Here is a 24,973-nt window from a genome sequence, read left to right on the forward strand (position 1 = left end):
TCGCGCGGCAGGCGCCGGCCGCTCCTCAGGCCAATTGCAAAACCACCGCGCCCAGCGGCGGGATGGTGACGAGCAGATTGGCCGGGCGGTTCATCCATTCGCCGGCGTCGGCTTCGATGCCGCCGCCATTGCCGAGGTTACTGCCGCCATAGTGGGCGGAGTCGGTGTTGAGCAGTTCGACATAGCTGCCGGCCGTGGGCACACCGATCCGGTAGCCGGTTTGCGGCACCGGGGTGAAATTCAGCGCGACGACGACGAAGCTGCCGTCCTTGCCCCAGCGCAGCCAGGACAGCACCGAGTGTTCGCTGTCGTGGCAATCGATCCAGTCGAAACCGCTGCTCTCGAAATCCTGGCTGTGCAGCGCCGGATGATCGCGGTAGAGCCGGTTGAGATCGGCCGAAAGACGCTGCAGGCCGCGGTGGGCGGCCTCACCGAGCAGCCCCCAGTCGAGCTCGCGGGCTTCCGACCATTCGCGGTACTGGCCGAATTCGCCGCCCATGAACATCAGTTTCTTGCCCGGCGTGAAGGTCTGCCAGGCCAGCAGCAGACGCAGGTTGGCGCACTGCTGCCAGGCATCGCCCGGCATCTTGCCGATCAGCGAGCTTTTGCCGTGCACCACCTCATCGTGCGAGAAGGGCTGCACGTAGTTTTCGCTGTAGGCGTAGACCTGGCCGAAGGTCAGTTCGTTGTGATGCCAGCGCCGGTAGATCGGATCGCGCTGAAAATAGCGCAGGCTGTCGTTCATCCAGCCCATGTTCCATTTCATCGAGAAGCCGAGACCGCCGACGTAGGTCGGTCGCGAGACCATCGGCCAGGCGGTGGACTCTTCGGCGATGGTCAGAGCGCCGGGGAACTCGCCATGCACCATGGCGTTGAGGGCCTTGAGAAACTCGATGGCTTCAAGGTTTTCCCGGCCGCCGTACTTGTTGGGCAGCCATTCGCCGGCCTGGCGCGAGTAGTCGAGGTAGAGCATCGAGGCGACGGCGTCGACCCGCAGCCCGTCGAAATGGAATTCCGACAGCCACCAGTGAGCCGACGAGAGCAGGAAGCTGCGCACCTCGTGCCGGCCGTAATTGAAGATGTGGGTACCCCAGTCGGCATGCAGGCCGAGCCGCGGGTCGGCATGCTCGTAGAGGGCCGTGCCGTCGTAGCGGGCGAGCGCCCACTGGTCCTGCGGAAAATGTCCGGGCACCCAGTCGAGCAGCACGCCCAGCCCGGCCTGATGGCAGGCGTCGATGAAGAACCGCAGGTCATCCGGCGAACCGTAGCGGGCGGTCGGCGCGAAATAGCCGGTGGTCTGGTAGCCCCAGGATTCGTCGAGCGGATGTTCGGTAATCGGCAACAATTCGAGATGGGTATAGCCCTGCTCGACGGCGTAGGGAATCAGCCGTTCGGCCAGTTCGCGCCACAGGTAGGGCTTGCCATCGGGGTGACGCATCCACGAGCCGGCGTGGACTTCATAGATATTGACCGGCGCGTGCTGCCAGTCCCACGCGGCCCGGCGTTTCAGCCAGGCGTCATCGGCCCAGCGATGGCTGGAGGGCGGCACGACGTAGGCCGCCGAACCGGGGCGCAACTCGACGCCACGGGCATAGGGATCGGACTTGACGAGGACGTCGCCGCTTTCGCGATTGGTGATCTCGAAACGGTAAAGACTGTGCGGCACGGCTTCCGGCACCAGCAACTCCCAGATCCCGGAGGCGCCGAGCGTCTGCATCTGGTGCGCCCCGCCCAGCCATCCGTTGAAATCGCCGAGAACGGCCACCCGCGAGGCATTCGGCGCCCAGACCCGAAACAGCGTACCGCCGTCGCCAGGGTGTGCGCCGAGCAAACGATAGGCCTGAACGTTGCGACCTTCGTTGAATAAGTAAAGCGCATCTGATAGCTGCATTTGATCCCCCTACCGCAGTATCATAAGGCAAAACAGTGACCAGGGAGGTCCGCCATGCCCCTCAGCACAAGCTGCCCCCACCAACCGTACTGTGAAATACGGGAACAAACCGACATGCGCTTCATCAGCCAACTGACGCGCAATACCTTTGCCATCATCCTGGCCGGCGGGCGTGGCACCCGGCTGATGCAGCTGACCGATTTTCGCTCGAAACCGGCCGTTCCCTTCGCCGGCAAATTCCGCATTCTCGACTTCACGCTGTCCAACTGCGTCAATTCGGGCATCCGCAAGATCGGCGTGGCCACCCAATACAAGGCGCACAGCCTGATCCGCCACATCCAGCGTGGCTGGAGCTTTCTCGACGGCCGTTTCGACGAATTCATCCAGCTCCTGCCGGCCCAGCAACAGATCGACGAAACCCAGTGGTACCAGGGCACGGCCGATGCCGTGTTCCAGAACCTGCACGTCCTGCGCCGCTATGCGCCGGAGCACATTCTGGTGGTCGCCGGCGATCACATCTACAAGATGGATTACGGGCGCATGCTGGCCTTCCATGTCCAACACCAGGCCGACATGACCGTCGCCTGCATCGACGTGCCGATCGACGAAGCCCGTGAGTTCGGCGTGATGGGGGTCGATGCCGATGATCGGGTCATCGATTTCGTCGAGAAGCCACAGAATCCGCCGGCGATACCGGGCGCGCCCGATCGGGCGCTGGCCTCAATGGGGGTGTACATCTTCAATGCCCAATTCCTCTTCGCGCAGCTTGAACGCGACGCCCGGACCGCCGGTTCGAGCCGCGACTTCGGCAAGGACATCATTCCCCACATCGTCCCGAACCATCGCGTCTTCGCCCACCGCTTCGCCGATTCATGCGTCGGCAGTGAGCAGCACAAGCCCTATTGGCGCGACGTCGGGACCATCGACGCCTACTGGGAAGCGAACATGGAAATGACCAAGGTGACGCCCGAACTGAACCTCTACGACAAAGAGTGGCCGATCTGGACTCATCAGGAACAGTTGCCGCCCGCCAAGTTCGTCTTTGACGACGACGACCGGCGCGGCTCGGCGGTCGATTCGCTGATTTCAGGCGGCTGCATCATTTCCGGGGCGACAGTCAAACGTTCACTACTCTTCTCCAGCGTGCATGTGCATAGCTGGGCGACGGTCGAGGATGCGGTGATTCTCCCTGGCGTCAATGTCGGGCGGCATGCGGTGCTGAAGCGCTGCGTCATCGACAAGCGCTGCCGGATTCCCGAAGGCATGGTGATCGGCGTCGATCCGGCCGCCGACCGCCAACGCTTTCACGTCAGCCCCAAGGGCATCGTCCTGGTCACGCCGGAAATGCTCGGCCAGGGGGCGGCGCAGCGCTGATGGCCGATCTCGCCTTCCTCTGGCACATGCACCAGCCGGATTACCGCCACCCGGACAGCGGCGACTTCCTGCTGCCCTGGGTTCTGCTGCACGCCATCAAGGATTACACCGACATGGCGGCGCATCTGGAGCGCCACCCGACGATACGCTGCACCGTCAATTTCGTCCCGGTGCTGCTCGACCAGATCGAGGATTACGCCGAGCAGTTCGCCACCGGCCAGTGGCGGGACCCGCTGCTGCGCATCGCCAACTGGCCGGAACACGACAGCCTGCCGGCCGCCGACCGGACCTGGCTGCTCGACATGGCCTTCCGCTGCCACGCCCCGACCATGCTCGAACCCTTCGCCCCCTACCGGCGCCTGCGCGACATGCTGACCTACGTGCGCAGCCAGGATGGCTATGGCCTGAATTATCTGTCCGGCGCCTATTTCGCCGACCTCGTCACCTGGTATCTGCTGGCCTGGAGCGGCGAAAGCCTGCGCCGGAGCGGCAAGGTGATTCCGCAACTGATGGCCCAGGGCGGCAATTTCTCGCTGGCCGACCGGCAAAGCCTGCTCGCCGAGCTGGGCGCCGCGGTCAGCGGCCTGATTCCGCGTTATCGGGCGCTGGCCGACAGCGGCCAGATCGAACTCAGCTGCACGCCAGGCACCCACCCGCTGGCCCCGTTGCTGATCGATTTCCATGCCGCCCGCGAAGCCTTGCCGGATTGTGCGCTGCCGGCGACGCCGCAATACCCGGGCGGCCGCTCGCGGGTCGACGATCACCTCGCCATGGCGCAACAAAGCCATACCCGACGCTTCGGCCAGGCGCCGGCGGGTCTGTGGCCGGCCGAAGGGGCGTTGTCGGCGCCCTTCCTGCAACAGATCGCCGAGGCCGGCTTTGCCTGGACGGCAAGCAGCCATGGCGTGCTCCGCCATTCGGCCGGCCCGATCGCCCGCACCACCACCCCCTGGCTGCCGCCGGAAGACATCCCCGGCGACATCACGCTGTTCTTCCGCAATGAACAACTGTCCGACCTGATCGGCTTCGAGTACGCCAACTGGCACGGGCGCGATGCTGCGCAGCACTTCATGACCGAACTCAAGGCCCTGCACCTGCAGGATTCCGCCAACCTGATCCCGGTTTTTCTCGATGGCGAGAATGCCTGGGAGTACTACCCGTACAACGCCTGGTATTTCTTCTCCGACCTCTACGACGCCCTGGAGAAAAATCCCGCCATCGCCACCGTGACGCTCTCCGAGGCTGCCACCAAGCACCGCGAGCGGCGCCAGCGCCTGCCGCATCTGACGGCCGGCAGCTGGGTCTATGGCACGCTGTCGACCTGGATCGGCCACCCGGACAAGAACCGCGCCTGGGAGATGCTCTGCGACGTCAAACAGTCCGCCGACCGGGCGCTCGACAGCGGCCGGCTGAGCGACGAACTGCGGCACGAAGTGATCCGCCGCCTGGCCATCTGCGAAAGCTCCGACTGGTTCTGGTGGCTCGGCGACTACAACTCACCCGACTCGGTGGCAAGCTTCGACAGCCTGTTTCGCGAGAACCTCAAGGCGCTCTATCGCCTGCTCAAGCTACCGCTCTCGGCCAGCCTCGATCACCCGATCAGCAAGGGCGGCGGCGAGCCGGAAAGCGGCGGCACGATGCGCCGCGCCACCTAGGCGAGGACTCAGATGACTCAAGCCGTAACCCTGCTTCTCGGCGTGCATGCCCACCAGCCGGTGGGCAATTTCCCGGAGGTGATCGCCGACGCTCACCTGCGCTGCTACAAGCCTTTCCTGGAAACCCTCTACGCCTATCCCGACTTTCGTTTCGCCGCCCACTTTTCCGGCTGGCTGCTCGACTGGCTGCGCGAACGCTACCCGGCCGACATTGAATTGCTGGCTGAAATGGTCCGCCGCGGCCAAGTCGAACTGTTCAGTTCCGGCGATACCGAGCCGGTGCTGGCCGCCATCCCGCACCGCGACCGGGTCGGCCAGCTACAAACCCTGAACGACAAGCTGACCGAGTGGACCGGCGTCCGACCGAGCGGCGCCTGGCTCACCGAGCGGGTCTGGGAATCCGCCGTGGTGCCGGCCCTGGCCGAGACCGGCATCGGCTACGTGACGGTGGACGACTACCATTTCTTCTGCACCGGCAAATCGAGCGCCGCCCTGGACAGCTACTACAGCACCGAAGAAGGCGGCACCCGGCTCGACCTCTTTCCGATTTCCGAAGCCCTGCGCTACCGCCTGCCTTTTTCGCCGGCCCACGAAGTCATCGGCTATCTCGAACAACTGGCCGACCAGGGCCAGGCGGCCGCGATCTATTTCGACGACATCGAGAAATTCGGCATCTGGCCGGAAACCTACGACTGGGTGTACAACCGTGGCTGGCTCAAGGCGCTGATCGAAGGCGTGCTGGCCAGCCCGAAGATCCGCACCGCCACCTACGCCGACTTCCATGCCCGGCAGCCGACGCGCGGCATCGTCTATCTGCCGACCACCTCGTACAGCGAGATGAACGAATGGACGCTGCCGATGCCGGCCGCCGGCATCTATTCCGCCCTGTTGGCCAGCGAGAAAGCGGCGGGCCGTGGCGATGTGCACCGGCCCTTCCTGCGCGGCGGCATCTGGCGCAATTTCCTGACCCGCTATCCCGAAGCCAACTGGATGCACAAGCGGATGCTCGGCCTGTCGGCCCGCCTCGCCGCACTGCCCGAGCCACCGCCGGAACTGACCGCCGCACTGTACCGGGCGCAGGCCAACGACGCTTACTGGCATGGCCTGTTCGGCGGCCTCTACCTGCCCCACCTGCGGCGCGCCGTGTGGCACAACATCGTCGCGCTGGAGGCCAGGCTCGACGTGCTGCAACCGCGACCAGCCATGGCGGCAGCCGATCTCGACTTCGACGGCAAAACCGAAATCGTCGCCCACAACCCGGCCGTGCAAATCGTCGTCCGCGACGACGGCCTGGCGGCGGCGCACGAACTGTCCAGCTACCCGCTCGGTCACAATTTCGGCGACACCCTGCGCCGCTATCACGAGCATTACCACGACCGGATCGCCAGCGGCCCGACCGAACACCAGGGCGAAGGCATTGCCTCGGCGCACGACGTGATCCGTTTCAAGCATCCGGTCACGGCCGACGACATCACGCCCGACACCCTGCCGCGGGCCCTCTTTGTCGATGCCCTCGACGGCGCCACGCTCACCGACTATGCGCCCGCCAGCCCGGCCAGCCTGCAATTCACGCGCCCCGGCGTGACCAAGACCTATGCCATCGAGCAGGCCACCGTCAGCGTCAGCTGGCAACTGAACGGCCTGGCCGGCCATCGTTTCTCGACCTGTCTCAATCTCGCGATGCCGAGCTGCGACGGCTTTCTCGGCCGTTACCTGCTGGCCGACGGCAGCGTTCCCGGCGGCTTCGGCCAGGCGCTCGAACTCGCCGGGGCAACCTGGCTGAGCCTGGAAGACGGCGTCCTCGGCGGCCATCTGCAGCTGCAAACCTCAATTTCCGCCCAGATTCACGGGCAAGCGCAGCAGACAGTCTCCCAATCCGAGGCCGGCTTTGAGAAAATCATGCAATCGACTGAAATCCGGCTGGACTGGATCATTCCCGGCGATACCTGCGTCCTGCAACTGCACCTGACCATAGAACCCACCCCAAGATGACCGGAACCGCCTACCAACTCGAAGTCAATCCGCAGATACCGGAACGTCTGGAGCGCCTCGAAGAGCTCGCCAACAACCTCTGGTACAGCTGGGACCGCCCGACCCAGGGCCTGTTCGCCAGCCTGTCGCACCCGCTGTGGCAGGCCAGCAACCACAACCCCAAGGCTTTCCTGAAGCGCGCCGACCAGAAGCGCCTGGAGGCGACGGCCGAAAACCCGGTGTTCCTCGCCGCGCTGAATCGCGTCGTCTCGAATTACGACAGCTATCACGAGATGCCCAGCATGGCCCACGTGCATGGCCGGCCGTTCAAGGAAGACGACCTGATCGCCTACTTCTGCGCCGAGTTCGGCTTCCACGAGAGCCTGCCGATCTACTCCGGCGGCCTCGGCATCCTGGCCGGCGACCACTGCAAGGCGGCCAGTGACATGGGCCTGCCCTTCATCGGCATCGGCCTGCTCTATCGCCAGGGCTATTTCCAGCAGACGCTGAATGCCGACGGCCAGCAACACGCCACCTACAACGACTCGGACTTCGACGACCTGCCGGTTTCTCCGGTCCTCGATGCACAGGGCCAGGAAGTGCTGGTCGCCGTCGACTTTCCCGGGCGAACCATCCAGGCCAAGCTGTGGGAGGTCAAGGTCGGCCATGTCCGGCTGATCCTGCTCGACACCTGGCTACCGCAAAATTCCGAACGCGACCGCGAAATCACCCACCGACTGTACGGCGGCGACAAGACGACGCGCATTGAGCAGGAGATCCTGCTCGGCGTCGGCGGCGCCCGCGCGCTGGCCTTGCTTGGCCTGAAACCGACTGTCTGGCACGTCAACGAAGGGCACGCCGCCTTCCTGATCCTCGAACGCATGCGCAGCCTGATGGGCAACGGCCTGCCCTTTGCCGCCGCCCTCGAAGCGGTGGCCGCCAACGTCGTATTCACGACGCACACGCCGGTCCCGGCCGGCCACGATCATTTCCCGGAAGAGATGATCCGCCACTACTTTTCCGCCTGGTGCCACGAACTCGGCATCTCCTTCGAGCAGTTGATGGCGCTCGGTGCCGAACCCGGCAAGACCGACCTCAACATGACCTCGCTGGCGGTCCGCGGCTCGCGCCACCACAACGGCGTGTCGCGCATCCACGGCGACGTTTCGGCCGATATCTGCCGCTACCTGTGGCCGCAGATCGAGCCTTACGAAAACCCGATGGACTACGTCACCAACGGCGTCCATCTGTCCACCTTCCTCGCCCCCGAGTGGTTCGAAACCTTCGAGCGCTATCTCGGCATCGGCTGGCGCGAACGGCAGACCGAACACGCCAGCTGGGACGGCATCAAGCTGATTCCCGATGCGACGTTCTGGAGCATCCGCCAGCAACTGAAGTCGAAGCTGCTGAAACTGGTCCGCGAACGGGTCCGCGAGCAGCACCAGCGCAACCAGGGCTCGCCGGCCCATCTCGACCGGCTGCTCAAGTATGCCGACCCGGACAACCCGAATGTCCTGACCATCGGCTTCGCCCGCCGCTTTGCCACCTACAAGCGCGCCGCCCTGCTCTTCCAGGACCCGACCTGGCTGCGCGAGATCATCGGCCAGGCCGACCGGCCGGTGCTCTTCCTGTTCGCCGGCAAGGCCCACCCGGCCGACCTGCCGGGCCAGGAAATCATCCGCAAGATAGCCCAGATGGCCAAGCTGCCCGAATTCGAGGGGCGCATCCTGCTCGTCGAGGGCTACGACCTGCACCTGTCGCGCTCGCTGGTTTCCGGCGTCGACGTCTGGCTGAATAATCCGATCTACCCGCTCGAAGCCTCCGGCACCTCGGGCATGAAGGCGGCGATGAACGGCGCCCTCAATCTTTCGGTGCTCGACGGCTGGTGGGGCGAAGGTTACGACGAGACCGGCGAGGTCGCCAACGGCTGGGCGATCAAGCCCGCCCCCGGCCATCTCGGCGATGCCGAGCGCGATGCCGAAGAGGCCCGCACGCTCTATGAGATCCTCCAGGACCAGGTCATCCCGACCTATTACCATACCGGCCCGATGGGCTACTCGCCGGAATGGGTGGCGATGAGCAAATGTTCGATCGCGACGATCGCGCCGCGCTTCAACGTTAGCCGGATGGTCGGCGAGTACGTGAAGAAGTTTTACGCGCCGGCCGCCAGCCACGGCCGACGCTACGCCGAAGACGATTTCGCTGTGGCCCGCGACGTCGCCGAATGGAAGGCCCGGGTGCGCGGCGCCTGGCCGGGCGTCCGCCTGCACCGGCTGGATACGGCGGAGCGCCGGCTGAAATTCGGCGGCGCGCTGCACATCGAGGTCGCCGTCCAGCTGAACGGCCTGGGCGCTGCCGACGTCACTGTCGAAGCGCTGTTCGGACGGCCCGGCCACCACGGCAGCATCGGCCGGGTTCGCCACTATCCCCTGCATTGTTCGGGCGGCACGGCCAGCGGCGAAGCGCTGTACACGCTCGAATTGACCCCCGAACTGTGCGGCAAGCTGGAATACCGCATCCGCATTTTCCCGACGCACCCCGCGCTCATCCACAAATTTGAAACGGGCCTGATGGTCTGGCTATGAACCTAATCGACACTCCAAGCTGGCAGGCGCTGAGCGCCCATGCCGAGGCCATCCGGCCGCTCCATCTGCGCGAACTGTTCGCCAGCGATGCCGAGCGTTTCGCGCATTTTTCGCTCCGCCACGACGGGCTGCTGCTCGACTTCTCGAAACAGCGCATCGACCGGCAAACCCGGGCGCTGCTGATCGACCTCGTCGAAGCCGCCGACATCGAAGGCTGGAAGCAGAAAATGCTGGCCGGCGAAGCGATCAATCACACCGAAAACCGCGCCGTCCGCCACATCGCCCTGCGGGCCGGCGACCAACAGCCGGCCGAAGTCGGTATCGTGCTCGAACGGATGCGGCTGTTTTGCGAAAGCATCCACAACGGCAACTGGCGCGGCTATTCCGGCGAGCGGATCACCGACATCGTCAATATCGGCATCGGCGGCTCCGACCTCGGCCCGCGCATGGCGGCCCGCGCCCTGGCCGCCCAGCAGCAACCGGACATCGATGTCCATTTCATCGCCAACGTCGACGGCGCCGACATCGCCCCGTTGCTGTCCCGCCTCAACCCGCGCACGACACTGTTCGTCATCGTCAGCAAGACCTTCACCACGCTGGAAACGCTGACCAACGCCCGCACCGCCCGTAGCTGGCTGCTCGCCACGGCGGGCCAGGAAGAGGCGGTGGCCCGGCATTTCGTCGCCATCTCGACCGATCGCGCCCGGACCGGCGAATTCGGCATTGCCGCCGACAACGTCTTTGAATTCTGGGACTGGGTCGGCGGCCGCTTCTCGTTGTGGTCGGCAGTCGGTCTCTCGCTCGCCTTGGCCATCGGCTGGCGGCAGTTCGAGCAGTTGCTGGCCGGCGCCCGGGCCATGGACCGGCACTTCATCGAAGCCCCGGCCGCCGACAACCTGCCGCTGACGCTGGCCCTGCTCAGCCTGTGGAATACCGACTTCCTCGGCGCCACCACTTCGGCGATGCTTCCCTACAGCCAGTCGCTCGCCCTGCTGCCGGCCTATCTGCAGCAACTGGAAATGGAGAGCAACGGCAAGCAGGTCAACCGCGACGGCCAGCCGGTCGGCGTGCCGACCAGCCCGATCCTCTGGGGCGAAGCCGGGACCAACGGCCAGCACTCCTTCTACCAGCTCTTCCACCAGGGCGGCCGGATCATTCCCAGCGATTTCGTCGCGCTGCGCGAGGCCGATTTCCCGCTGCCCGGCCATCATGTGTCGCTGCTCGCCAACTGCCTGGCCCAGTCGGCAGCGCTCGCCTTCGGGCAGACCGCGGACGAGGTGCGGGCCGCCGGGGTGCCGGAAAAGCTCGTGCCCTACAAGGTTTTCCCAGGCAACCAACCCTCCACCACGCTGCTGCTGCCGCGCCTCGATGCCTACACGCTCGGCCAACTGCTCGCCCTGTACGAACACAAGGTGTTCTGCCTCGGCGTGCTGTGGAATATCAATTCCTTTGACCAGTGGGGTGTCGAACTGGGCAAACAACTGGCCAGCCAGCTGACGCCGCTGCTCGAAGGCAACGGCGAGGCTGGCTCCTTCGATGGCTCGACCCAGGGCCTGCTTGCCGCGCTGAGGAACCCATGAAACCTTTGTCGATACTTTTTGCCACTTCGGAAATGGCCCCCTGGGTCAAGACCGGCGGTCTCGGCGACGTCGCCGCAGCCTTGCCGGCCGCGCTGCGCCGGGCCGGCCACGACATCCGCGTCCTGCTGCCGTATTACCCGGCGCTGAAAACGGCCTTCCCGCAGGCCACCGTGGTCGCCGAGTTTCACGCCCTGGCCCCCGCCCTGCCGGCAGCCCGTCTGCTGGCGGCCGAAACAGACGGTTTGCCGTTGCTGCTGCTGGACTGCCCGGAACTCTACGAGCGTCCCGGCAACCCCTACCTCGGCCCCGACGGCCTTGACTGGCCGGACAACGCCAGCCGCTTCGGCCTGTTGTCGCGGGTTGCCGCCCGGCTCGGCCAGGCCGATTCGCCACTGGCCTGGGCGGTCGACGTGGTCCACGCCAACGACTGGCAAACCGCCTTGGCGCCGGCCTTCCTGCATTACGAAGGCGGTGCGGCGAGCGTCGTCACCGTCCATAACATCGCCTTCCAGGGCTGTTTCGCCAAGCCGGTGCATGCTGCCCTCGGCCTGCCGGAAGATGCCTGGCGCTTCGACCGGGTCGAGTACCACGACCAGCTTTCCTTCCTCAAGGCCGGTCTGCAACTGGCCTCGCTGATCTCGACGGTCAGCCCGACCTACGCCCGGGAAATTCAGGACGAGCATTTCGGCTACGGCCTAGCCGCCCTGCTCCGCCACCGCGCCGCCGATCTGCGCGGCATCCTGAACGGCGTCGATACCGACCTCTGGAACCCGGCCAGCGACCCGGCCCTGGCCGAGCACTACGCGGCCAACCGGCTGGCCGCCAAACGCAGCAACAAGACCGCCCTGCAACGTGAAATGGGGCTGGCCGAAAGCGCCGACCGGCCGCTGTTTGCGGTGATCAGCCGACTGACCCTGCAGAAGGGCCTCGACCTGCTGCTCACCGTCGGCGACGGCATACCCCAGCTACCCGCCCAGCTCGTCGTGCTCGGCAGCGGCGACAAGGTCATGGAAGCCGGTTTCCAGGCGCTGGCCGAACGCTTCCCCGGGCAGATTGCCGTCAAGCTCGGCTTCGACGAACAACTGGCGCACCGCATCGAAGCCGGGGCCGACTGTTTCCTGATGCCCTCGCGGTTCGAGCCCTGCGGCCTCAACCAGATGTACAGCCTGCGCTACGGCACGCCGCCCGTCGTGCGCGCCACCGGCGGCCTGGCCGATACGGTGGTCGACCTCGACGAGCACACGCTGGCCGACAAGACGGCCAATGGCTTCGTACTGCCCGATGAAACACCGCACGCCCTGTGGCAGACCATGGAGCGTGTGTGCAGCGCCTGGCACGACAAACGGCTGTGGCTGCGCCTCCAGCAGAACGGCATGCGCTGCGACTTCTCGTGGAAGCACGCCGCCAACGAATACATCCAGCTTTACCGCGACGCCATCGCCACCCAGCACTGAAAGCCCCGCGCATGCCCGAAATCGTCATCATCGTCGCCGTCGCCAAAAACCGCGTGATCGGCCGCGACAACCAATTGATCTGGAACATCCCGGAAGACATGGCTCACTTCAAGGCGCTGACCCAGGGCCACACCGTGCTGATGGGCCGCAAGACCTGGGAATCGCTGCCGCCGCGCTTCCGGCCGCTGCCCGGCCGGCGCAACATCGTGGTCAGCCGGCAGCCCGCCTACGCCGCCCCCGGCGCCGAACTGGCGAATTCGCTGGAAAGTGCCCTGGCCCTGGCCGCCGCCGACAAAACCGTCTTCATCATCGGCGGCGCCGACATCTACCAGCAAGCCCTGGCGCTGGCCGACAGCCTGGAAATCACCGAAGTAGACCTCGCCCCGGAAGGCGACAGCTGGTTCCCGGAAATCCCGGCCGCCGACTGGCAGCTCACGGCAAAAACAACCCCGGCCTCGACCAGCGGGACGGGATTTGCCTTTCTGAGCTATCGCCGTAAATAACTGGGGGCATCGGGCGGAGTTCGGCCATGAGCTATCTGTCGAGAAAACGCACCGTAGCTGACATTGGCTCCTAATCAGAGTGGGCGCGAGCGTGCTTGTTATTCCATATGGTTCGAGTCACGATGACAGTATGAATACTATTTTCCTACAGCATCATTAGAGCGCATGAGTACTCTTGCCCAGCAACTGGAGAGAGCTGACCGCTTGGCCGCAGTCACTCAAAATGTTGGCTTTGCCCTGTGGCAGCTTCAAGAATTGGAAGGTGTCGCCGCTCAATATTTCGTTTTGCTCGTTCAAGCCGAGAAGGGCATGGGCCTTACTGAGGGAAACGCCCTTGTCGAGAAAGCACAAGCCAAAACTTTCGGAGCAACGCTTCACCAAATTGCTAAAGCCGGTCTCATTTCGTCCGAAATGGAAGGCCGCTTCGAGAACATTCTGGCTGAAAGAAACTGGCTGGTTCATCGCTCCCGCTCTGAGAGCCGCAACGCAATACACAATGCCAAGGCGATGGCGGCGCTTGTTGCTCGGCTCGAAGCCATGTCAGATGAAGCCCTCGCCTTGCTCAAGTACATCGATGGAGAAACCACCGCCTTCGTGCAACAGCATGGAGTTTCAATGAGCTATGTTGCGCAAGTATCCAAACAAATGTTGGAGCAATGGCATGCCGCCGATGCGCTCTAACCCTACGAGGCGATCTGCGTGAAAAGCCGCGCAGGCGCCTCAACTCCACGCTCGCAGTCTTAAAAAATCCCGTGGCTACGAAAATTCCTAACTCAGTTATCGGCGCAGTGTCGTCGGTACTCGCCTCATATTATTACAGCCACTCTCGGCTGAATACGCTATTCATGGAGAGCGGAGCACCCGGAGATGTTCCAGAAGGGAACTGCGAAGCGAAATGCAGTGCATGGCTAAAGCGCTGCAATGACGACCCAAGCGTTGAGGCGCTATCCGTTCTAGGCCAAGTGGTGCAGACATACATGGATCAAGAATGGCCTGACGATGACTCGTCCGTCGCAATCGGAAAGAGGCGTATCCGAGACAGTTTGGCTAAGAATCAACTGAGCTACCAGACCAACGGGTTCATCACACTGGCAGGCGCTAGCCCAGCAGCCAAGACTCTTGCTGAATATCTGAAGGTGGGCGACTTCGCATCAATTGAGGCGGAGTTCGAACGGGCAATTAGTCAGCTTGACCGCGATCCGCATGCAGCGATTACCGCGGCAAGCTCAATCATTGAGGCCGTTTGTAAGACGTACATTGAAACATTCGGTTTGGAAATGCCAAGCAAGCAGTCGATTTCTCCTTTGTGGAAATGCGTGCAAAACGACCTTGGCCTCAACCTCGATTCAACGCTCGAAGACGATCAGAAGAGGATCCTTCAGGGCCTTGCGTCAATCGTCGACGGCGTGGGGGCTTACCGAACGCACATTGGGTCGGCACACGGACGCGGAATGCAACCTCCAATGATTGACGTGTCAGAAGCACGTTTAGCAGTAAATGCCTCGCATACGCTTGTGATCTTTGTCATGGAGCGCTGGAAGGCCAAGACGCCGAACCCTTCGTTCCAACAGACTGCCTTCGGTAACCGTTGAACTCTACGTTCTGAACGTCTGCTTTTCAAAGTTTGCTACGTCAGCAAAGGGCATATTGCCTCCCCCTGCCAAACATTAGGCAACCCGAAAAATAAAACTCGCGCGCCCCGGAAGCCCCGGGGCCACGTTAATCCCTAAAGCACGCAATCGACGTAATAACGGCCATCTCCACCCTTGACCAGGCCGTGCACGTCGGTTTCGAAACCGGGGAAGGCGGCGTTGAATTCGCGGGCGAATTTCAGGTAGCTGCAGATTGTCCGGTTGAAGCGCTCGCCCGGGATCAGTAGCGGAATGCCCGGCGGATAGGGGGTGAGCAGGACGGCGGTAACGCGGCCTTCCAGTTCGTCCACCGGCACCCGTTCGATCTCGCGGTGCGCCATCTTGGCGAAGGCTTCGGCCGGACGCATGGCCGGCACCATGTCGGACAGATACATCTCGGTGGTCAGGCGGGCGACGTCGTTTTCCTTGTACACCGCGTGGATCTGCTTGCATAGATCCTTGAGGCCGATGCGCTCGTAGCGCGGGTTCTTCTGCACGAACTCGGGCAGCACCTTCCACAGCGGCTGGTTCTTGTCGTAGTCGTCCTTGAACTGCTGCAGCGCGGTGACCAGCGTGTTCCAGCGGCCCTTGGTGATGCCGATGGTGAACATGATGAAGAAGCTGTACAGGCCGCACTTCTCGACGATGACGCCGTGTTCGGCGAGGTACTTGGTGACGATGGCGGCCGGGATGCCGCGCTCGGCGAATTCGCCGTCGACGTTGAGGCCCGGGGTGATGATCGTCGCCTTGATCGGGTCGAGCATGTTGAAGCCGTCGGCCAGCTCGCCGAAGCCGTGCCAGCGTTCGCCCGGCTTCAACATCCAGGCGTCGCGTTCCTCGATGCCTTCTTCCGACAGGTCGTCTGGCCCCCAGACCTTGAACCACCAGTCGGCGCCCCACTCTTCGTCCACCTTGCGCATGGCGCGGCGGAAGTCGAGGGCTTCGGCGATCGATTCCTCGACCAGCGCGGTACCGCCCGGCGCTTCCATCATCGCCGCCGCGACGTCGCACGAGGCGATGATCGAGTATTGCGGCGAGGTCGAGGTGTGCATCAGGTAGGCTTCGTTGAACAGGTCGCGGTCGAGCTTGCGGTTCTCGCAATCCTGGACGAGGATTTGCGAGGCCTGGCTGAGGCCGGCCAGCAGCTTGTGCGTCGATTGCGTCGAAAAGATCATCGACTCCTTGCAGCGCGGGCGGTCGGCGCCGATGGCGTGGTAATCGCCGTAGAAATCGTGGAAGGCGGCGTGCGGTAGCCAGGCTTCGTCGAAATGCAGGGTGTCGATCTTGCCGTCCAGCTCCTGCTTGATGTCCTCGACGTTGTAGAGGATGCCGTCGTAGGTCGACTGGGTGATCGTCAGGACGCGCGGCTTGGCCGTCTTGTCGGTGATGAAGGGGTTGGCGGCGATCTTCTTCTGGATGTTCTCCCAGAGGAATTCGCGCTTCGGGATCGGGCCGATGATGCCGAAGTTGTTGCGGGTCGGCATCAGGAAGACCGGGATCGCGCCGGTCATCATGATGGCGTGCAGGATCGACTTGTGGCAGTTGCGGTCGACGACGACCACGTCGCCCGGCGCCACCGTCGAGTGCCAGACGATCTTGTTCGAGGTCGAGGTGCCGTTGGTGACGAAATACAGGTGGTCGGCGTTGAAGATGCGTGCCGCATTGCGCTCGGAAGCAGCGACCGGGCCGGTGTGGTCGAGCAGTTGGCCGAGTTCCTCGACGGCATTGCAGACGTCGGCGCGCAGCATGTTCTCGCCGAAGAACTGGTGGAACATCTGGCCGACCGGGCTCTTCAAAAAGGCGACGCCACCCGAATGCCCGGGGCAGTGCCAGGAATACGAACCGTCGGCGGCGTAATGGACCAGTGCGCGGAAGAACGGCGGCGGCAGGGAGTCGAGATAGGCGCGCGCTTCGCGCTTGACGTTGCGGGCGATGAACTCCGGCGTGTCCTCGAACATGTGGATGAAGCCGTGCAGCTCGCGCAGCACGTCGTTCGGGATATGGCGTGAGGTGCGCGTTTCGCCGTGCAGGAAGATTGGGATTTCGGCGTTGCGGTTGCGGATTTCGGTGACGAAGGCGCGCAGTTCGGCCAGCGTTTCCTCCGGCTCGAGCGCCAATTCCTCATCGTCGATCGACAGGATGAAGGCGCTGGCCCGCGACTGCTGCTGGGCGAACGAAGTCAGGTCGCCGTAACTGGTGACGCCAAGCACTTCCAGTCCCTCTTTCTCGAGCGCTTCGGCGAGGGCGCGAATGCCGAGTCCGGAGGTGTTCTCCGAGCGAAAGTCTTCATCGATGATGATGATGGGGAAGTGGAAGCGCATGTTTGAGTCCTTGAAAAGCGGCGACCCGCCGCAGCGGGTCACAGAATAAGACGTTTTGGTTACAGCCCGGCGTCAGATTTTGGGCAGCGTCACACCGACCTGCCCCTGGTATTTGCCGCCTCTATCCTTGTACGAGGTCTCGCAGACTTCATCGGACTCGAAGAACAGCACCTGGGCACAACCTTCACCGGCGTAGATCTTGGCCGGCAACGGCGTCGTATTGGAAAACTCGAGCGTGACGTAGCCTTCCCATTCCGGCTCGAACGGCGTCACATTGACGATGATGCCGCAGCGGGCGTAGGTGCTCTTGCCGAGGCAGACGGTCAGCACCGAGCGCGGAATGCGGAAATATTCCATGGTGCGGGCCAGGGCGAAGGAGTTCGGCGGAATGATGCAGACGTCGGATTCGATTTCGACGAAGGACTTCGGATCGAAATTCTTCGGATCGACCACCGTCGAGTTGATATTGGTGAAGACCTTGAATTCGCGCGCGCAGCGGATATCGTAACCGTAGCTAGAGGTGCCGTAGGAGACGATCTTCTGGCCATTTGCCTCGCGCACCAGCTCCGGTGAAAACGGCTCGATCATGCCGTGCTCTGCCGCCATGCGGCGTATCCATTTATCTGATTTGATGGCCATTTTTCTCGTCCGTGCGGCAAAAGGCAGGATTCTATTACAGCACCTGCCGGATCGGTATCAATTACCCGGCGATTATCTATTTTATTTCACGGCACGGTACCGGCTACTTGCGCTGCTCGGACTCGGCCCAAAGGGCTCTGGCAAACGCCTTCCAGGCTTCGCCGCCATGGCTTTCAAAACCCTGGACCGCACTTTCTTCCATGGTTCGCAGCATGATCGCGGCCAGGCCAAAAAGCTCCAGCTTGGCCAGGCGCCGGTAATCGATCGGCGCCGTTACCGCGATTTTCTCGTCGGCCGCAACATGGGCAAGTGCCTCGCGCGCCAGGGCACGGACCTGAACTTCATCGTGCCAGTCGATACCGAGGACGATCCCCTTGCGCTCGATTGCCTGCTCGATTTCGCTGGTACTTCTGGCGTAATTTTCAAAACCACTCATGTCCAGCCTCTAATTGAAGGGGATAGCGAAGATCGCCTTGACCACCCAACGATCCTCGGCGTTGGTGTAACCGCGCCCGATACCCAAATTCATGTCGAAACCCTTGATCGCGACATCGATCACCCCATACAAGAAGTGCGAACGCTCGTCACGCGGCAGCATATGGGTCAGCGGACCGTATTCCCCGTAGTATTCGAAGCCGGCCCGCAGGCCCTGGCCAACGGCATGGGTGACTTTCAGCGCCGGCTCGAAGCGGGGTTGCCGGCTGACCTTGTCCGACAGGTCCATGTTGAAAATGGGATTGAAACTGAGCAGCCACTGATCGTCGATATAACCGACGATTGGCCGGATTTCCAGCCCGTTCGCCGTTTCCGCAATGCGTTTGGCGGAGTGACCGAGTTCGCCATTCAGCCCCCAGAAGAGATGTTCACCATCGGCGCGCGGCGCGATGTATTTCAGCCGGACACGGATGCCGTTACCGAACAAGTGACCATCGTCGCTCAGTGCGACAGGCAGATACAGGCCGGCCTCCAGAGTTTTGCTCAAGCCATAGGAGAACTCCGGGGTCAGCTGCAGGCGGTGCTCCGACTTCATTTCGCCTGGGAAAGTCGCATCTCGCCGGCCTTTCGGCACATAGTTCACATGCATTTCCAGGCCGAATTCGCCGGGTTCGTCCGTTTCCTGCGTATAGACCTGGATTTCGTCGGGCGCGGCGAAAGCGGCCGGGCAGGCCGCAGCGAGCACCGCGGCGGCGGCAAGCCGGGCAGGAACCAATCTCCTTCGCACTAGCCGCCACATTGGATGGTGGCCTAGGTGTTCTGGACCACGATATTCGGGAATTTCGAGGTCATGTCCTTGGCCTTCTCGGCAATCTTGACCGCCACCCGGCGGGCGATGCCGCGATAGATCTCGGCGGTGCGCGAATCCGGCGCCCCAACGACGGTCGGCTTGCCGCCGTCAGCCATTTGGCGGATGGCCATTTCCAGCGGCAGACTGCCCAGGAATTCGACGTCATAATCCTTGCCCATCCGCTCGCCGCCGCCTTCGCCGAAGATGTGCTCTTCATGGCCACAGTTCGAGCAGATGTGGATGCTCATGTTTTCGACGATGCCGAGGATGGGGATATTCACCTTTTCGAACATCTTCAGGCCCTTGCGCGCATCGATCAGCGCGATGTCCTGCGGCGTGGTGACGATCACCGCACCGGTCACCGGCACCTTCTGGGCCAGCGACAGCTGAATGTCGCCGGTGCCCGGCGGCATGTCGACGATCAGGTAGTCGAGGTCGTGCCAGTTGGTCTGGCCGAGCATCTGGTCGAGCGCCTGGGCGACCATCGGGCCGCGCCAGACCATCGGCGTCTCGACATCGACCATGAAGCCGATCGACATTGCCTGCAGGCCGTAGGCTTCAAGCGGCTCCATGCTGCTGCCGTCCTTCGATTCCGGCTGCTGGCCGGCCAGGCCGAGCATTTGCGGCTGCGACGGGCCGTAGATATCGGCATCGAGAATGCCGACGCGGGCGCCTTCCTGGGCCAGCGCCAGGGCGAGGTTGACCGCCGTCGTGCTCTTGCCGACGCCGCCCTTGCCGGACGCGATGGCAATGATGTTCTTGACCCCCGGCAACAGCTTGACGCCCAGTTGCACCGAGTGGGAAATGATCTTGCTGAAGACATTGGCCGAGACGTTGCCGACGCCGGGCAGCGTGCGCACGGCGGCGATCACCTGCTTGCGGATGGCATCGATCTGGCTCTTCGCCGGGTAGCCGAGTTCGATGTCGAAAGCGACGTCGGCGCCGTCGATCTTGATGTTCTTGACCGTCTTGCCGCTGACGAAATCCTTGCCTGTGTTGGGGTCGACCGCAGCAGAGAGCGCCGTCTTGACTTGCTGTTCTGAGAGACTCATGGAAACTCCGGTGGAGAATGGGACAGTTGGTAATACCCGAGCGATTTTGTCCAGTATACCGCAAACCGGTTTGTCGGGTCAGCCATGCCGGAACAGCGCGGCGTAGCGCCACGCGGTAAAATCGCGCTTTAATTTTCCAGCCTTCCGCTCCCATGTCGCGCAAAATCCTCGTCACCTCCGCCCTGCCCTACGCCAACGGCGCCATTCACCTCGGTCACCTGGTCGAATATATCCAGACCGACATCTGGGTGCGTTTCCAGAAAATGGCCGGCAACGAATGCTGGTACGTTTGCGCCGACGACACGCACGGCACGCCGATCATGCTGCGCGCTGAGAAGGAAGGCATCACGCCGGAACAGCTGATCGAGCGCGTGCATGGCGAGCATTACCGGGACTTTTCCGGCTTCCATGTCGGCTTCGACAATTTCTACAGCACGCACTCGCCGGAAACCCGCGAATGCGCCAACGACATCTACGCCAAGCTGAAGGCGGCCGGCCTGATCGAGACGCGGACCATCGAGCAGTACTACGACCCACTCAAGCAACTGTTCCTGCCCGACCGCTTCATCAAGGGCGAATGCCCGAAGTGCCACGCCAAGGATCAGTACGGCGACAACTGCGAAGTCTGCGGCGCGGCCTATGCGCCGACCGACCTGATCGAGCCGTTTTCCGCCATTTCCGGTGCCAAGCCGGAACTGCGCAGCTCGGAACACTACTTCTTCAAGCTTTCCGACCCGCGCTGCGAAGCCTTCCTGCGCCAGTACACCAGCCGCGACAACGGCGTGCTGCAGCCGGAAGCCGCCAACAAGATGCAGGAATGGCTGGGGACGCCGGGCGACAACAAGCTGACCGACTGGGATATTTCACGCGATGCGCCGTACTTCGGTTTCGAGATCCCCGACGCGCCGGGCAAGTATTTCTACGTCTGGCTCGACGCGCCGATCGGCTACATGGGCTCGTTCAAGAACCTGTGCAGCAAGAACGGCCTCGACTTCAACGAGTATTTCAAGCCGGATTCGACGACCGAGTTCTACCATTTCATCGGCAAGGACATCCTCTACTTCCACGCGCTGTTCTGGCCGGCTGAGCTGGCCCATGCCGGCTACCGCACGCCGACCAAAATCTTCGCGCATGGCTTCCTGACGGTGGACGGCGCCAAGATGTCCAAATCGCGCGGCACCTTCATCACCGCCCAAAGCTACCTCGACAGCGGCCTGAACCCGGAATGGCTGCGCTACTACTACGCCGCCAAGCTGTCGGCGAGCATGGAAGACATCGATCTCAATCTGGAAGACTTCGGTGCCCGCGTCAATTCCGACCTGGTCGGCAAGTACGTCAATATCGCCAGCCGTTCGGCCGGTTTCATCAGCAAGCGCTTCGCCGGCCAACTGGCCCCGGCCGCCGCCGAACTGCCGGCCATCAAGTCCATCCAGGCAGCGGCCGGGCGGATCGCCGAACTTTATGAAGCCCGCGAATTCGGCAAGGCGATGCGCGAAATCATGGCCCTGACCGATGCCGCCAACCAGTACGTGGACAGCGTCAAGCCCTGGGAACTGGCCAAGCAGGCCGGCAAGGAAGTCGAACTGCACGCCGCCTGCAGCAATGCGCTGAATCTTTTCCGGCTGCTCACCGTGCTGCTCAAGCCGATCCTGCCGGTGGTCGCCGGCAAGGTGGAAAAATTCCTCAACATCGCGCCGCTGACCTGGGACGACACCCGGACCCTGCTCGCCGCCGGCCACGGCATCAATACCTACGAGCACCTGATGACGCGCGTCGATCCGAAGCTGATCGAAAAGCTGGTCGAAGCCAACAAGGAATCGCTGGCCCCGGCGCCCGAGGCCCAGTCGCAGCAACGCCATGCCGAACACCAGCAGAAGGAAATCAAGGCCGATGCGGGTAGTGAAGGCCTGTGCACCATCGACGACTTCATGAAGGTCGATCTGCGCATTGCGCTGATCGCCAACGCCGAACAGGTCGAAGGCGCCGACAAGCTGGTCCGGCTGACGCTGGATATCGGTGAAGAAAAGACGCGCAACGTTTTCGCCGGTATCAAGTCGGCCTATGACCCGGCCCAACTGATCGGTCGCCTGACCGTGATGGTCGCCAACCTGGCGCCGCGCAAGATGAAATTCGGTCTCTCGGAAGGCATGGTGATGGCCGCCTCCGACCCGGATGGCAAAACGCCGGGCATCTTCCTGCTGTCACCGGACGCGGGCGCGCAACCGGGCATGCGAGTCAAATAACTGCCAACGGAAAAACGGCCTGCCAGACAGGCCGTTTTCTTGTTGCGACGCAGCAAAACCGACCCCGGACTTAAAGTGATACTTTAAGTAACAGGCCCAATCAGGCCACAGGGTTTAGGCTTTTCGAACTATCCACAAAACCTGTGGATAAGTCTGTGAATCAATCGGGGATGAGTGCGCTAAGTGACCGGCCCATAAGGCATTCCCTTGCCCTGCCCAAAACTTGAGCTGGCACCTAAGCAACTGATTTAATTGCAAATATAACAACGCAAAAGAATATCGCGAAAAACCGACACGGAATGGCCTTGTGCGGCAAATGCGATTGCTTACTGTGCATAAGTCAAGTCTTGACAAGCATTTTTTTCAACTCGCGCGCCCCAACGAAAATGCATGGATTGCGGCGGAAAGCTGGCATCTTCCGGCAAAATGGGCACCCGTCCCTTTTGCCGACTGCCATGCTCAATAATCCGCTTCGTCCGCCCCGGCCACGCCTGACCGGGCCGATCTTTCTCTATGCGCTGGCCGATGTGTTCGGGCTGTCCTGCGTCGGTATCGGCGCCAGCTGGTTTGCCGCAGGCAAGGGCGCCATCCTGGCTGACTTTCCGGGCTCAGCGGCCGAAGCCGTAGCGTGCACGGCGGGCGGTGTGGTGGTGATGATCTGGGCGGTAACGCGCATCCTGCGCGAAATCGCCAAACAGGCGCCGGAAATGCAGGCTCGGTACGATGCCTATATTGCCGCGCATCATCCGGACAAGGTCCGCCAGCCGCCCGAGGCCGGGCAGGAGTGACTTACTCGGCCAGCTTGCCGTTCGGCTTCAACCACTCGGGTAATTCACGGTTGCCCGCGTTGTCGACGATGTATTGCCGGACCAGGCGACGGACGACCTGCGACGGGGTCAGGTCGTTGGCAGCGCAGATTTCCTCGAAAATCTGCTTCTTCCGGGGATCGATCAGGATGGTAAGACGTGCCGTGCGTTGCTCCATATTCCGCTCTCTTTCAATTCTTGATCGCGATGTTAACATATGATTAACATTGACGAATAATAGGGTGCTCATATAATCCTACCTCCCCACATGAGCGCGCGCCATGAAAATCGCCTTCCACCCCAAGCTGCTGGATTGCCTGCCGACCTATAACCGGGCGCAATTCGGCAAGGATCTCGCCTCGGGCATCACGGTCGGCGTGCTCGCTCTGCCACTGGCCATGGCCTTCGCCATCGCTTCCGGTTGCTCGCCATCGGCCGGCATCTGGACGGCCATCGTCGCCGGCCTGATCACCTCGCTGTTCGGCGGCTCGCGCGTGCAAATCGGCGGCCCGACCGGCGCCTTCATTCCAATCATCTACGGCATTGTCGCCATTCAGGGTTTCGCCAACCTGATGGCCGCCACCATGCTCGCCGGCATCTTCCTGCTGGCCATGGGCCTGGCCCGCCTGGGGCAACTGATCCGCTTCATCCCGATCACCGTCGTCATCGGCTTTACCAACGGCATCGCCGTGGTCATCTTCCTGGCCCAGATCAAGGATTTCTTCGGCTTGAAGATCGACAACCTGCCAGCCGAGTTTTTCCTGCGCATCAAGGTCCTCGCCGCCAATGCGCATAGCGTCGATCTGCCGACCCTGGCACTGGCCACCGCCTGTTTCATCTTCCTGCTCTCCTACAACTGGCTGGCCCAGCGCTTCGCCTTGCTGCGCCGCGCCCCGGGGCCGCTCGCCGTGCTGCTGGTCGGCACGCTGGTCTCCTTCCTGTTCGATCTGCCGGTGGAAACCATTGGCAGCCGCTTCGGCGGTATCCCGCAGGAACTGCCGCACTTCGGCCTGCCCGACCTGTCGATTCACGACATCGGCAAGCTGATTTCGCCGGCCATCACCATCGCCCTGCTCGGCGCCATCGAGTCGCTGCTCTCGGCCCGCGTCGCCGACAGCATGATCGACGACCGCCACGACCCCAACCAGGAACTGGTCGCCCAGGGCCTGGCCAATATCGCCGCCCCGCTGTTCGGCGGCTTCGCCGCCACCGGCGCCATCGCCCGCACCTCGACCAACGTCAAAAGCGGCGGTCGGACGCCGATCGCCGGCATCATCCATGCCCTCGTGCTGCTCGGCATCGTGCTGCTCGCCGCGCCGCTCGCCTCCTACGTGCCGCTCGCCACCCTGTCGGCGATCGTCATGGTGGTCGCCATCAACATGGGCGAATGGCACGAATTCAAGGAACTGCGCCGCTATTCATACAACTACCGGGTCATCCTGCTCGCCACCTTCTTCGTCACCGTCGTTTTCGACCTGACCATCGCCGTCGAACTCGGCATGGTGCTGGCCAGCCTGTTCTTCATCTACCGGATGTCGGAACTGACCCGTGTCGAACGCCGGCCGCTGCGCGAAGAAGCCAGCGAACCGCAGTTTCTCTACCCGGACGGCACGATGCGGGTCGCCGCCTGGCAACTGTTCGGCTCGCTGTTCTTCGGCGCCGTGAACAAGCTGGAAGTCCTGCTCGATCCGGCCGCCGGCCATCCGGAAGTCGTCATTCTCGACATGACGCAACTGATCCAGCTCGACACCACCGGCCTCGAAGGCCTGGAAAGCCTGCTCGACAAATTGCACAAGCGCGGTTGCCGGCTGCTCGTCTGCGGCCTGAACTCGCAGCCCGGCTCGCTGCTCTATCGCTCCGGCTTCATCGACCATCTCGGCGACGAAAACGTCTGCCTCGACCTGACCAGCGCCCTGGCGCGCGCCTACATCCTGCTGCCCAACCTGATGGGCGGCTCGGAAGAAGATTACTGAAAAGGAAAAA

At 62.9% G+C, this 24,973-nt stretch carries 19 protein-coding genes; 12 read left to right on the forward strand and 7 right to left on the reverse strand.

Annotation, left to right across the window (positions count from 1 at the left end):
• Nucleotides 1-25: 25 nt before the first annotated feature.
• Entirely contained in the window at nucleotides 26-1,891 is a 1,866-nt protein-coding gene (gene glgB / locus ACLIKD_RS15190) for a 1,4-alpha-glucan branching protein GlgB (protein WP_428825717.1), read from the reverse strand.
• A 114-nt stretch (nucleotides 1,892-2,005) separates the two neighbouring features.
• Between glgB and glgC the strand changes: the two genes are divergently transcribed.
• The 9 genes from glgC (at nucleotide 2,006) to ACLIKD_RS15235 (ending at nucleotide 14,605) form a co-directional block, all read left to right on the forward strand.
• On the forward strand, nucleotides 2,006-3,265 hold the full coding sequence (glgC, locus tag ACLIKD_RS15195; RefSeq protein ID WP_428825718.1) for a glucose-1-phosphate adenylyltransferase: 1,260 nt from the start codon (nucleotides 2,006-2,008) through the stop codon (nucleotides 3,263-3,265).
• Nucleotides 3,265-4,920, forward strand: a complete 1,656-nt coding sequence (locus ACLIKD_RS15200; protein ID WP_428825719.1) for a glycoside hydrolase — start codon at nucleotides 3,265-3,267, stop codon at nucleotides 4,918-4,920. Before glgC ends, ACLIKD_RS15200 begins: the two co-directional genes overlap by 1 nt.
• A gap of 12 nt (nucleotides 4,921-4,932) precedes the next feature.
• On the forward strand, nucleotides 4,933-6,912 hold the full coding sequence (locus tag ACLIKD_RS15205) for an alpha-amylase/4-alpha-glucanotransferase domain-containing protein (RefSeq protein WP_428825720.1): 1,980 nt from the start codon (nucleotides 4,933-4,935) through the stop codon (nucleotides 6,910-6,912).
• Nucleotides 6,909-9,476, forward strand: coding sequence for an alpha-glucan family phosphorylase (glgP, locus tag ACLIKD_RS15210; RefSeq protein WP_428825721.1), 2,568 nt, complete (start codon nucleotides 6,909-6,911; stop codon nucleotides 9,474-9,476). Before ACLIKD_RS15205 ends, glgP begins: the two co-directional genes overlap by 4 nt.
• Nucleotides 9,473-11,056 carry a glucose-6-phosphate isomerase gene (gene pgi, locus ACLIKD_RS15215; RefSeq protein ID WP_428825722.1) on the forward strand — a complete coding sequence of 528 codons (1,584 nt, stop codon included), beginning with the start codon at nucleotides 9,473-9,475 and terminating at the stop codon, nucleotides 11,054-11,056. Before glgP ends, pgi begins: the two co-directional genes overlap by 4 nt.
• A complete protein-coding gene (gene glgA, locus ACLIKD_RS15220; protein WP_428825723.1) occupies nucleotides 11,053-12,510 on the forward strand; it encodes a glycogen synthase GlgA in 1,458 nt (485 codons plus the stop codon). Before pgi ends, glgA begins: the two co-directional genes overlap by 4 nt.
• A gap of 11 nt (nucleotides 12,511-12,521) precedes the next feature.
• Complete coding sequence (locus ACLIKD_RS15225; protein ID WP_428825724.1) at nucleotides 12,522-13,013, forward strand: dihydrofolate reductase; 492 nt, start codon at nucleotides 12,522-12,524, stop codon at nucleotides 13,011-13,013.
• Between the two features lie 165 nt (nucleotides 13,014-13,178).
• Nucleotides 13,179-13,694 carry a hypothetical protein gene (locus ACLIKD_RS15230; protein ID WP_428825725.1) on the forward strand — a complete coding sequence of 172 codons (516 nt, stop codon included), beginning with the start codon at nucleotides 13,179-13,181 and terminating at the stop codon, nucleotides 13,692-13,694.
• A 296-nt stretch (nucleotides 13,695-13,990) separates the two neighbouring features.
• Nucleotides 13,991-14,605: an abortive infection family protein gene (locus ACLIKD_RS15235; protein WP_428825726.1), complete on the forward strand. Its 615-nt coding sequence runs from the start codon at nucleotides 13,991-13,993 to the stop codon at nucleotides 14,603-14,605.
• Between the two features lie 134 nt (nucleotides 14,606-14,739).
• Here the strand turns inward: ACLIKD_RS15235 and ACLIKD_RS15240 are convergent, their stop codons facing one another.
• The 5 genes from ACLIKD_RS15240 to apbC form a co-directional block, all read right to left on the reverse strand.
• Nucleotides 14,740-16,965 carry an Orn/Lys/Arg decarboxylase N-terminal domain-containing protein gene (locus ACLIKD_RS15240; protein WP_428825727.1) on the reverse strand — a complete coding sequence of 742 codons (2,226 nt, stop codon included), beginning with the start codon at nucleotides 16,963-16,965 and terminating at the stop codon, nucleotides 14,740-14,742.
• Nucleotides 16,966-17,037: 72 nt separating this feature from the next.
• Nucleotides 17,038-17,604 carry a dCTP deaminase gene (gene dcd / locus ACLIKD_RS15245; RefSeq protein ID WP_226471577.1) on the reverse strand — a complete coding sequence of 189 codons (567 nt, stop codon included), beginning with the start codon at nucleotides 17,602-17,604 and terminating at the stop codon, nucleotides 17,038-17,040.
• Between the two features lie 103 nt (nucleotides 17,605-17,707).
• Nucleotides 17,708-18,040 (reverse strand): hypothetical protein, encoded by a 333-nt coding sequence (locus ACLIKD_RS15250; RefSeq protein ID WP_428825728.1) that lies wholly within the window; start codon nucleotides 18,038-18,040, stop codon nucleotides 17,708-17,710.
• A gap of 9 nt (nucleotides 18,041-18,049) precedes the next feature.
• Nucleotides 18,050-18,814: a hypothetical protein gene (locus ACLIKD_RS15255; protein WP_428825729.1), complete on the reverse strand. Its 765-nt coding sequence runs from the start codon at nucleotides 18,812-18,814 to the stop codon at nucleotides 18,050-18,052.
• A 35-nt stretch (nucleotides 18,815-18,849) separates the two neighbouring features.
• Complete coding sequence (gene apbC / locus ACLIKD_RS15260) at nucleotides 18,850-19,941, reverse strand: iron-sulfur cluster carrier protein ApbC (RefSeq protein WP_428825730.1); 1,092 nt, start codon at nucleotides 19,939-19,941, stop codon at nucleotides 18,850-18,852.
• 152 nt (nucleotides 19,942-20,093) lie between these two features.
• Here apbC and metG point away from each other — a divergent pair, with 152 nt between their 5' ends.
• Both metG and ACLIKD_RS15270 read left to right on the forward strand, forming a co-directional pair.
• On the forward strand, nucleotides 20,094-22,184 hold the full coding sequence (metG, locus tag ACLIKD_RS15265) for a methionine--tRNA ligase (RefSeq protein ID WP_428825731.1): 2,091 nt from the start codon (nucleotides 20,094-20,096) through the stop codon (nucleotides 22,182-22,184).
• A gap of 455 nt (nucleotides 22,185-22,639) precedes the next feature.
• Nucleotides 22,640-22,972, forward strand: coding sequence for a hypothetical protein (locus ACLIKD_RS15270; protein ID WP_428825732.1), 333 nt, complete (start codon nucleotides 22,640-22,642; stop codon nucleotides 22,970-22,972).
• Nucleotide 22,973: 1 nt separating this feature from the next.
• Here ACLIKD_RS15270 and ACLIKD_RS15275 read toward each other — a convergent pair whose 3' ends face one another.
• Nucleotides 22,974-23,168, reverse strand: coding sequence for a CopG family transcriptional regulator (locus ACLIKD_RS15275; RefSeq protein WP_226417098.1), 195 nt, complete (start codon nucleotides 23,166-23,168; stop codon nucleotides 22,974-22,976).
• Nucleotides 23,169-23,271: 103 nt separating this feature from the next.
• Between ACLIKD_RS15275 and ACLIKD_RS15280 the strand changes: the two genes are divergently transcribed.
• Nucleotides 23,272-24,963 (forward strand): SulP family inorganic anion transporter, encoded by a 1,692-nt coding sequence (locus ACLIKD_RS15280; RefSeq protein WP_428825733.1) that lies wholly within the window; start codon nucleotides 23,272-23,274, stop codon nucleotides 24,961-24,963.
• Nucleotides 24,964-24,973: the final 10 nt, after the last annotated feature.

This window comes from Azonexus sp. IMCC34842 (assembly GCF_050368855.1).
In the GTDB taxonomy this organism is placed as follows: Bacteria; Pseudomonadota; Gammaproteobacteria; order Burkholderiales; family Rhodocyclaceae; genus Azonexus; species Azonexus denitrificans_A.

Coding starts and splice junctions, on each gene's coding strand:
- glgB (WP_428825717.1), bottom strand. CDS start 1,891: ATGCAGCTATCAGATGCGCTTTACTTATTCAACGAAGGTCGCAACGTT.
- glgC (WP_428825718.1), top strand. CDS start 2,006: ATGCGCTTCATCAGCCAACTGACGCGCAATACCTTTGCCATCATCCTG.
- ACLIKD_RS15200 (WP_428825719.1), top strand. CDS start 3,265: ATGGCCGATCTCGCCTTCCTCTGGCACATGCACCAGCCGGATTACCGC.
- ACLIKD_RS15205 (WP_428825720.1), top strand. CDS start 4,933: ATGACTCAAGCCGTAACCCTGCTTCTCGGCGTGCATGCCCACCAGCCG.
- glgP (WP_428825721.1), top strand. CDS start 6,909: ATGACCGGAACCGCCTACCAACTCGAAGTCAATCCGCAGATACCGGAA.
- pgi (WP_428825722.1), top strand. CDS start 9,473: ATGAACCTAATCGACACTCCAAGCTGGCAGGCGCTGAGCGCCCATGCC.
- glgA (WP_428825723.1), top strand. CDS start 11,053: ATGAAACCTTTGTCGATACTTTTTGCCACTTCGGAAATGGCCCCCTGG.
- ACLIKD_RS15225 (WP_428825724.1), top strand. CDS start 12,522: ATGCCCGAAATCGTCATCATCGTCGCCGTCGCCAAAAACCGCGTGATC.
- ACLIKD_RS15230 (WP_428825725.1), top strand. CDS start 13,179: ATGAGTACTCTTGCCCAGCAACTGGAGAGAGCTGACCGCTTGGCCGCA.
- ACLIKD_RS15235 (WP_428825726.1), top strand. CDS start 13,991: ATGGATCAAGAATGGCCTGACGATGACTCGTCCGTCGCAATCGGAAAG.
- ACLIKD_RS15240 (WP_428825727.1), bottom strand. CDS start 16,965: ATGCGCTTCCACTTCCCCATCATCATCATCGATGAAGACTTTCGCTCG.
- dcd (WP_226471577.1), bottom strand. CDS start 17,604: ATGGCCATCAAATCAGATAAATGGATACGCCGCATGGCGGCAGAGCAC.
- ACLIKD_RS15250 (WP_428825728.1), bottom strand. CDS start 18,040: ATGAGTGGTTTTGAAAATTACGCCAGAAGTACCAGCGAAATCGAGCAG.
- apbC (WP_428825730.1), bottom strand. CDS start 19,941: ATGAGTCTCTCAGAACAGCAAGTCAAGACGGCGCTCTCTGCTGCGGTC.
- metG (WP_428825731.1), top strand. CDS start 20,094: ATGTCGCGCAAAATCCTCGTCACCTCCGCCCTGCCCTACGCCAACGGC.
- ACLIKD_RS15270 (WP_428825732.1), top strand. CDS start 22,640: ATGCTCAATAATCCGCTTCGTCCGCCCCGGCCACGCCTGACCGGGCCG.
- ACLIKD_RS15275 (WP_226417098.1), bottom strand. CDS start 23,168: ATGGAGCAACGCACGGCACGTCTTACCATCCTGATCGATCCCCGGAAG.
- ACLIKD_RS15280 (WP_428825733.1), top strand. CDS start 23,272: ATGAAAATCGCCTTCCACCCCAAGCTGCTGGATTGCCTGCCGACCTAT.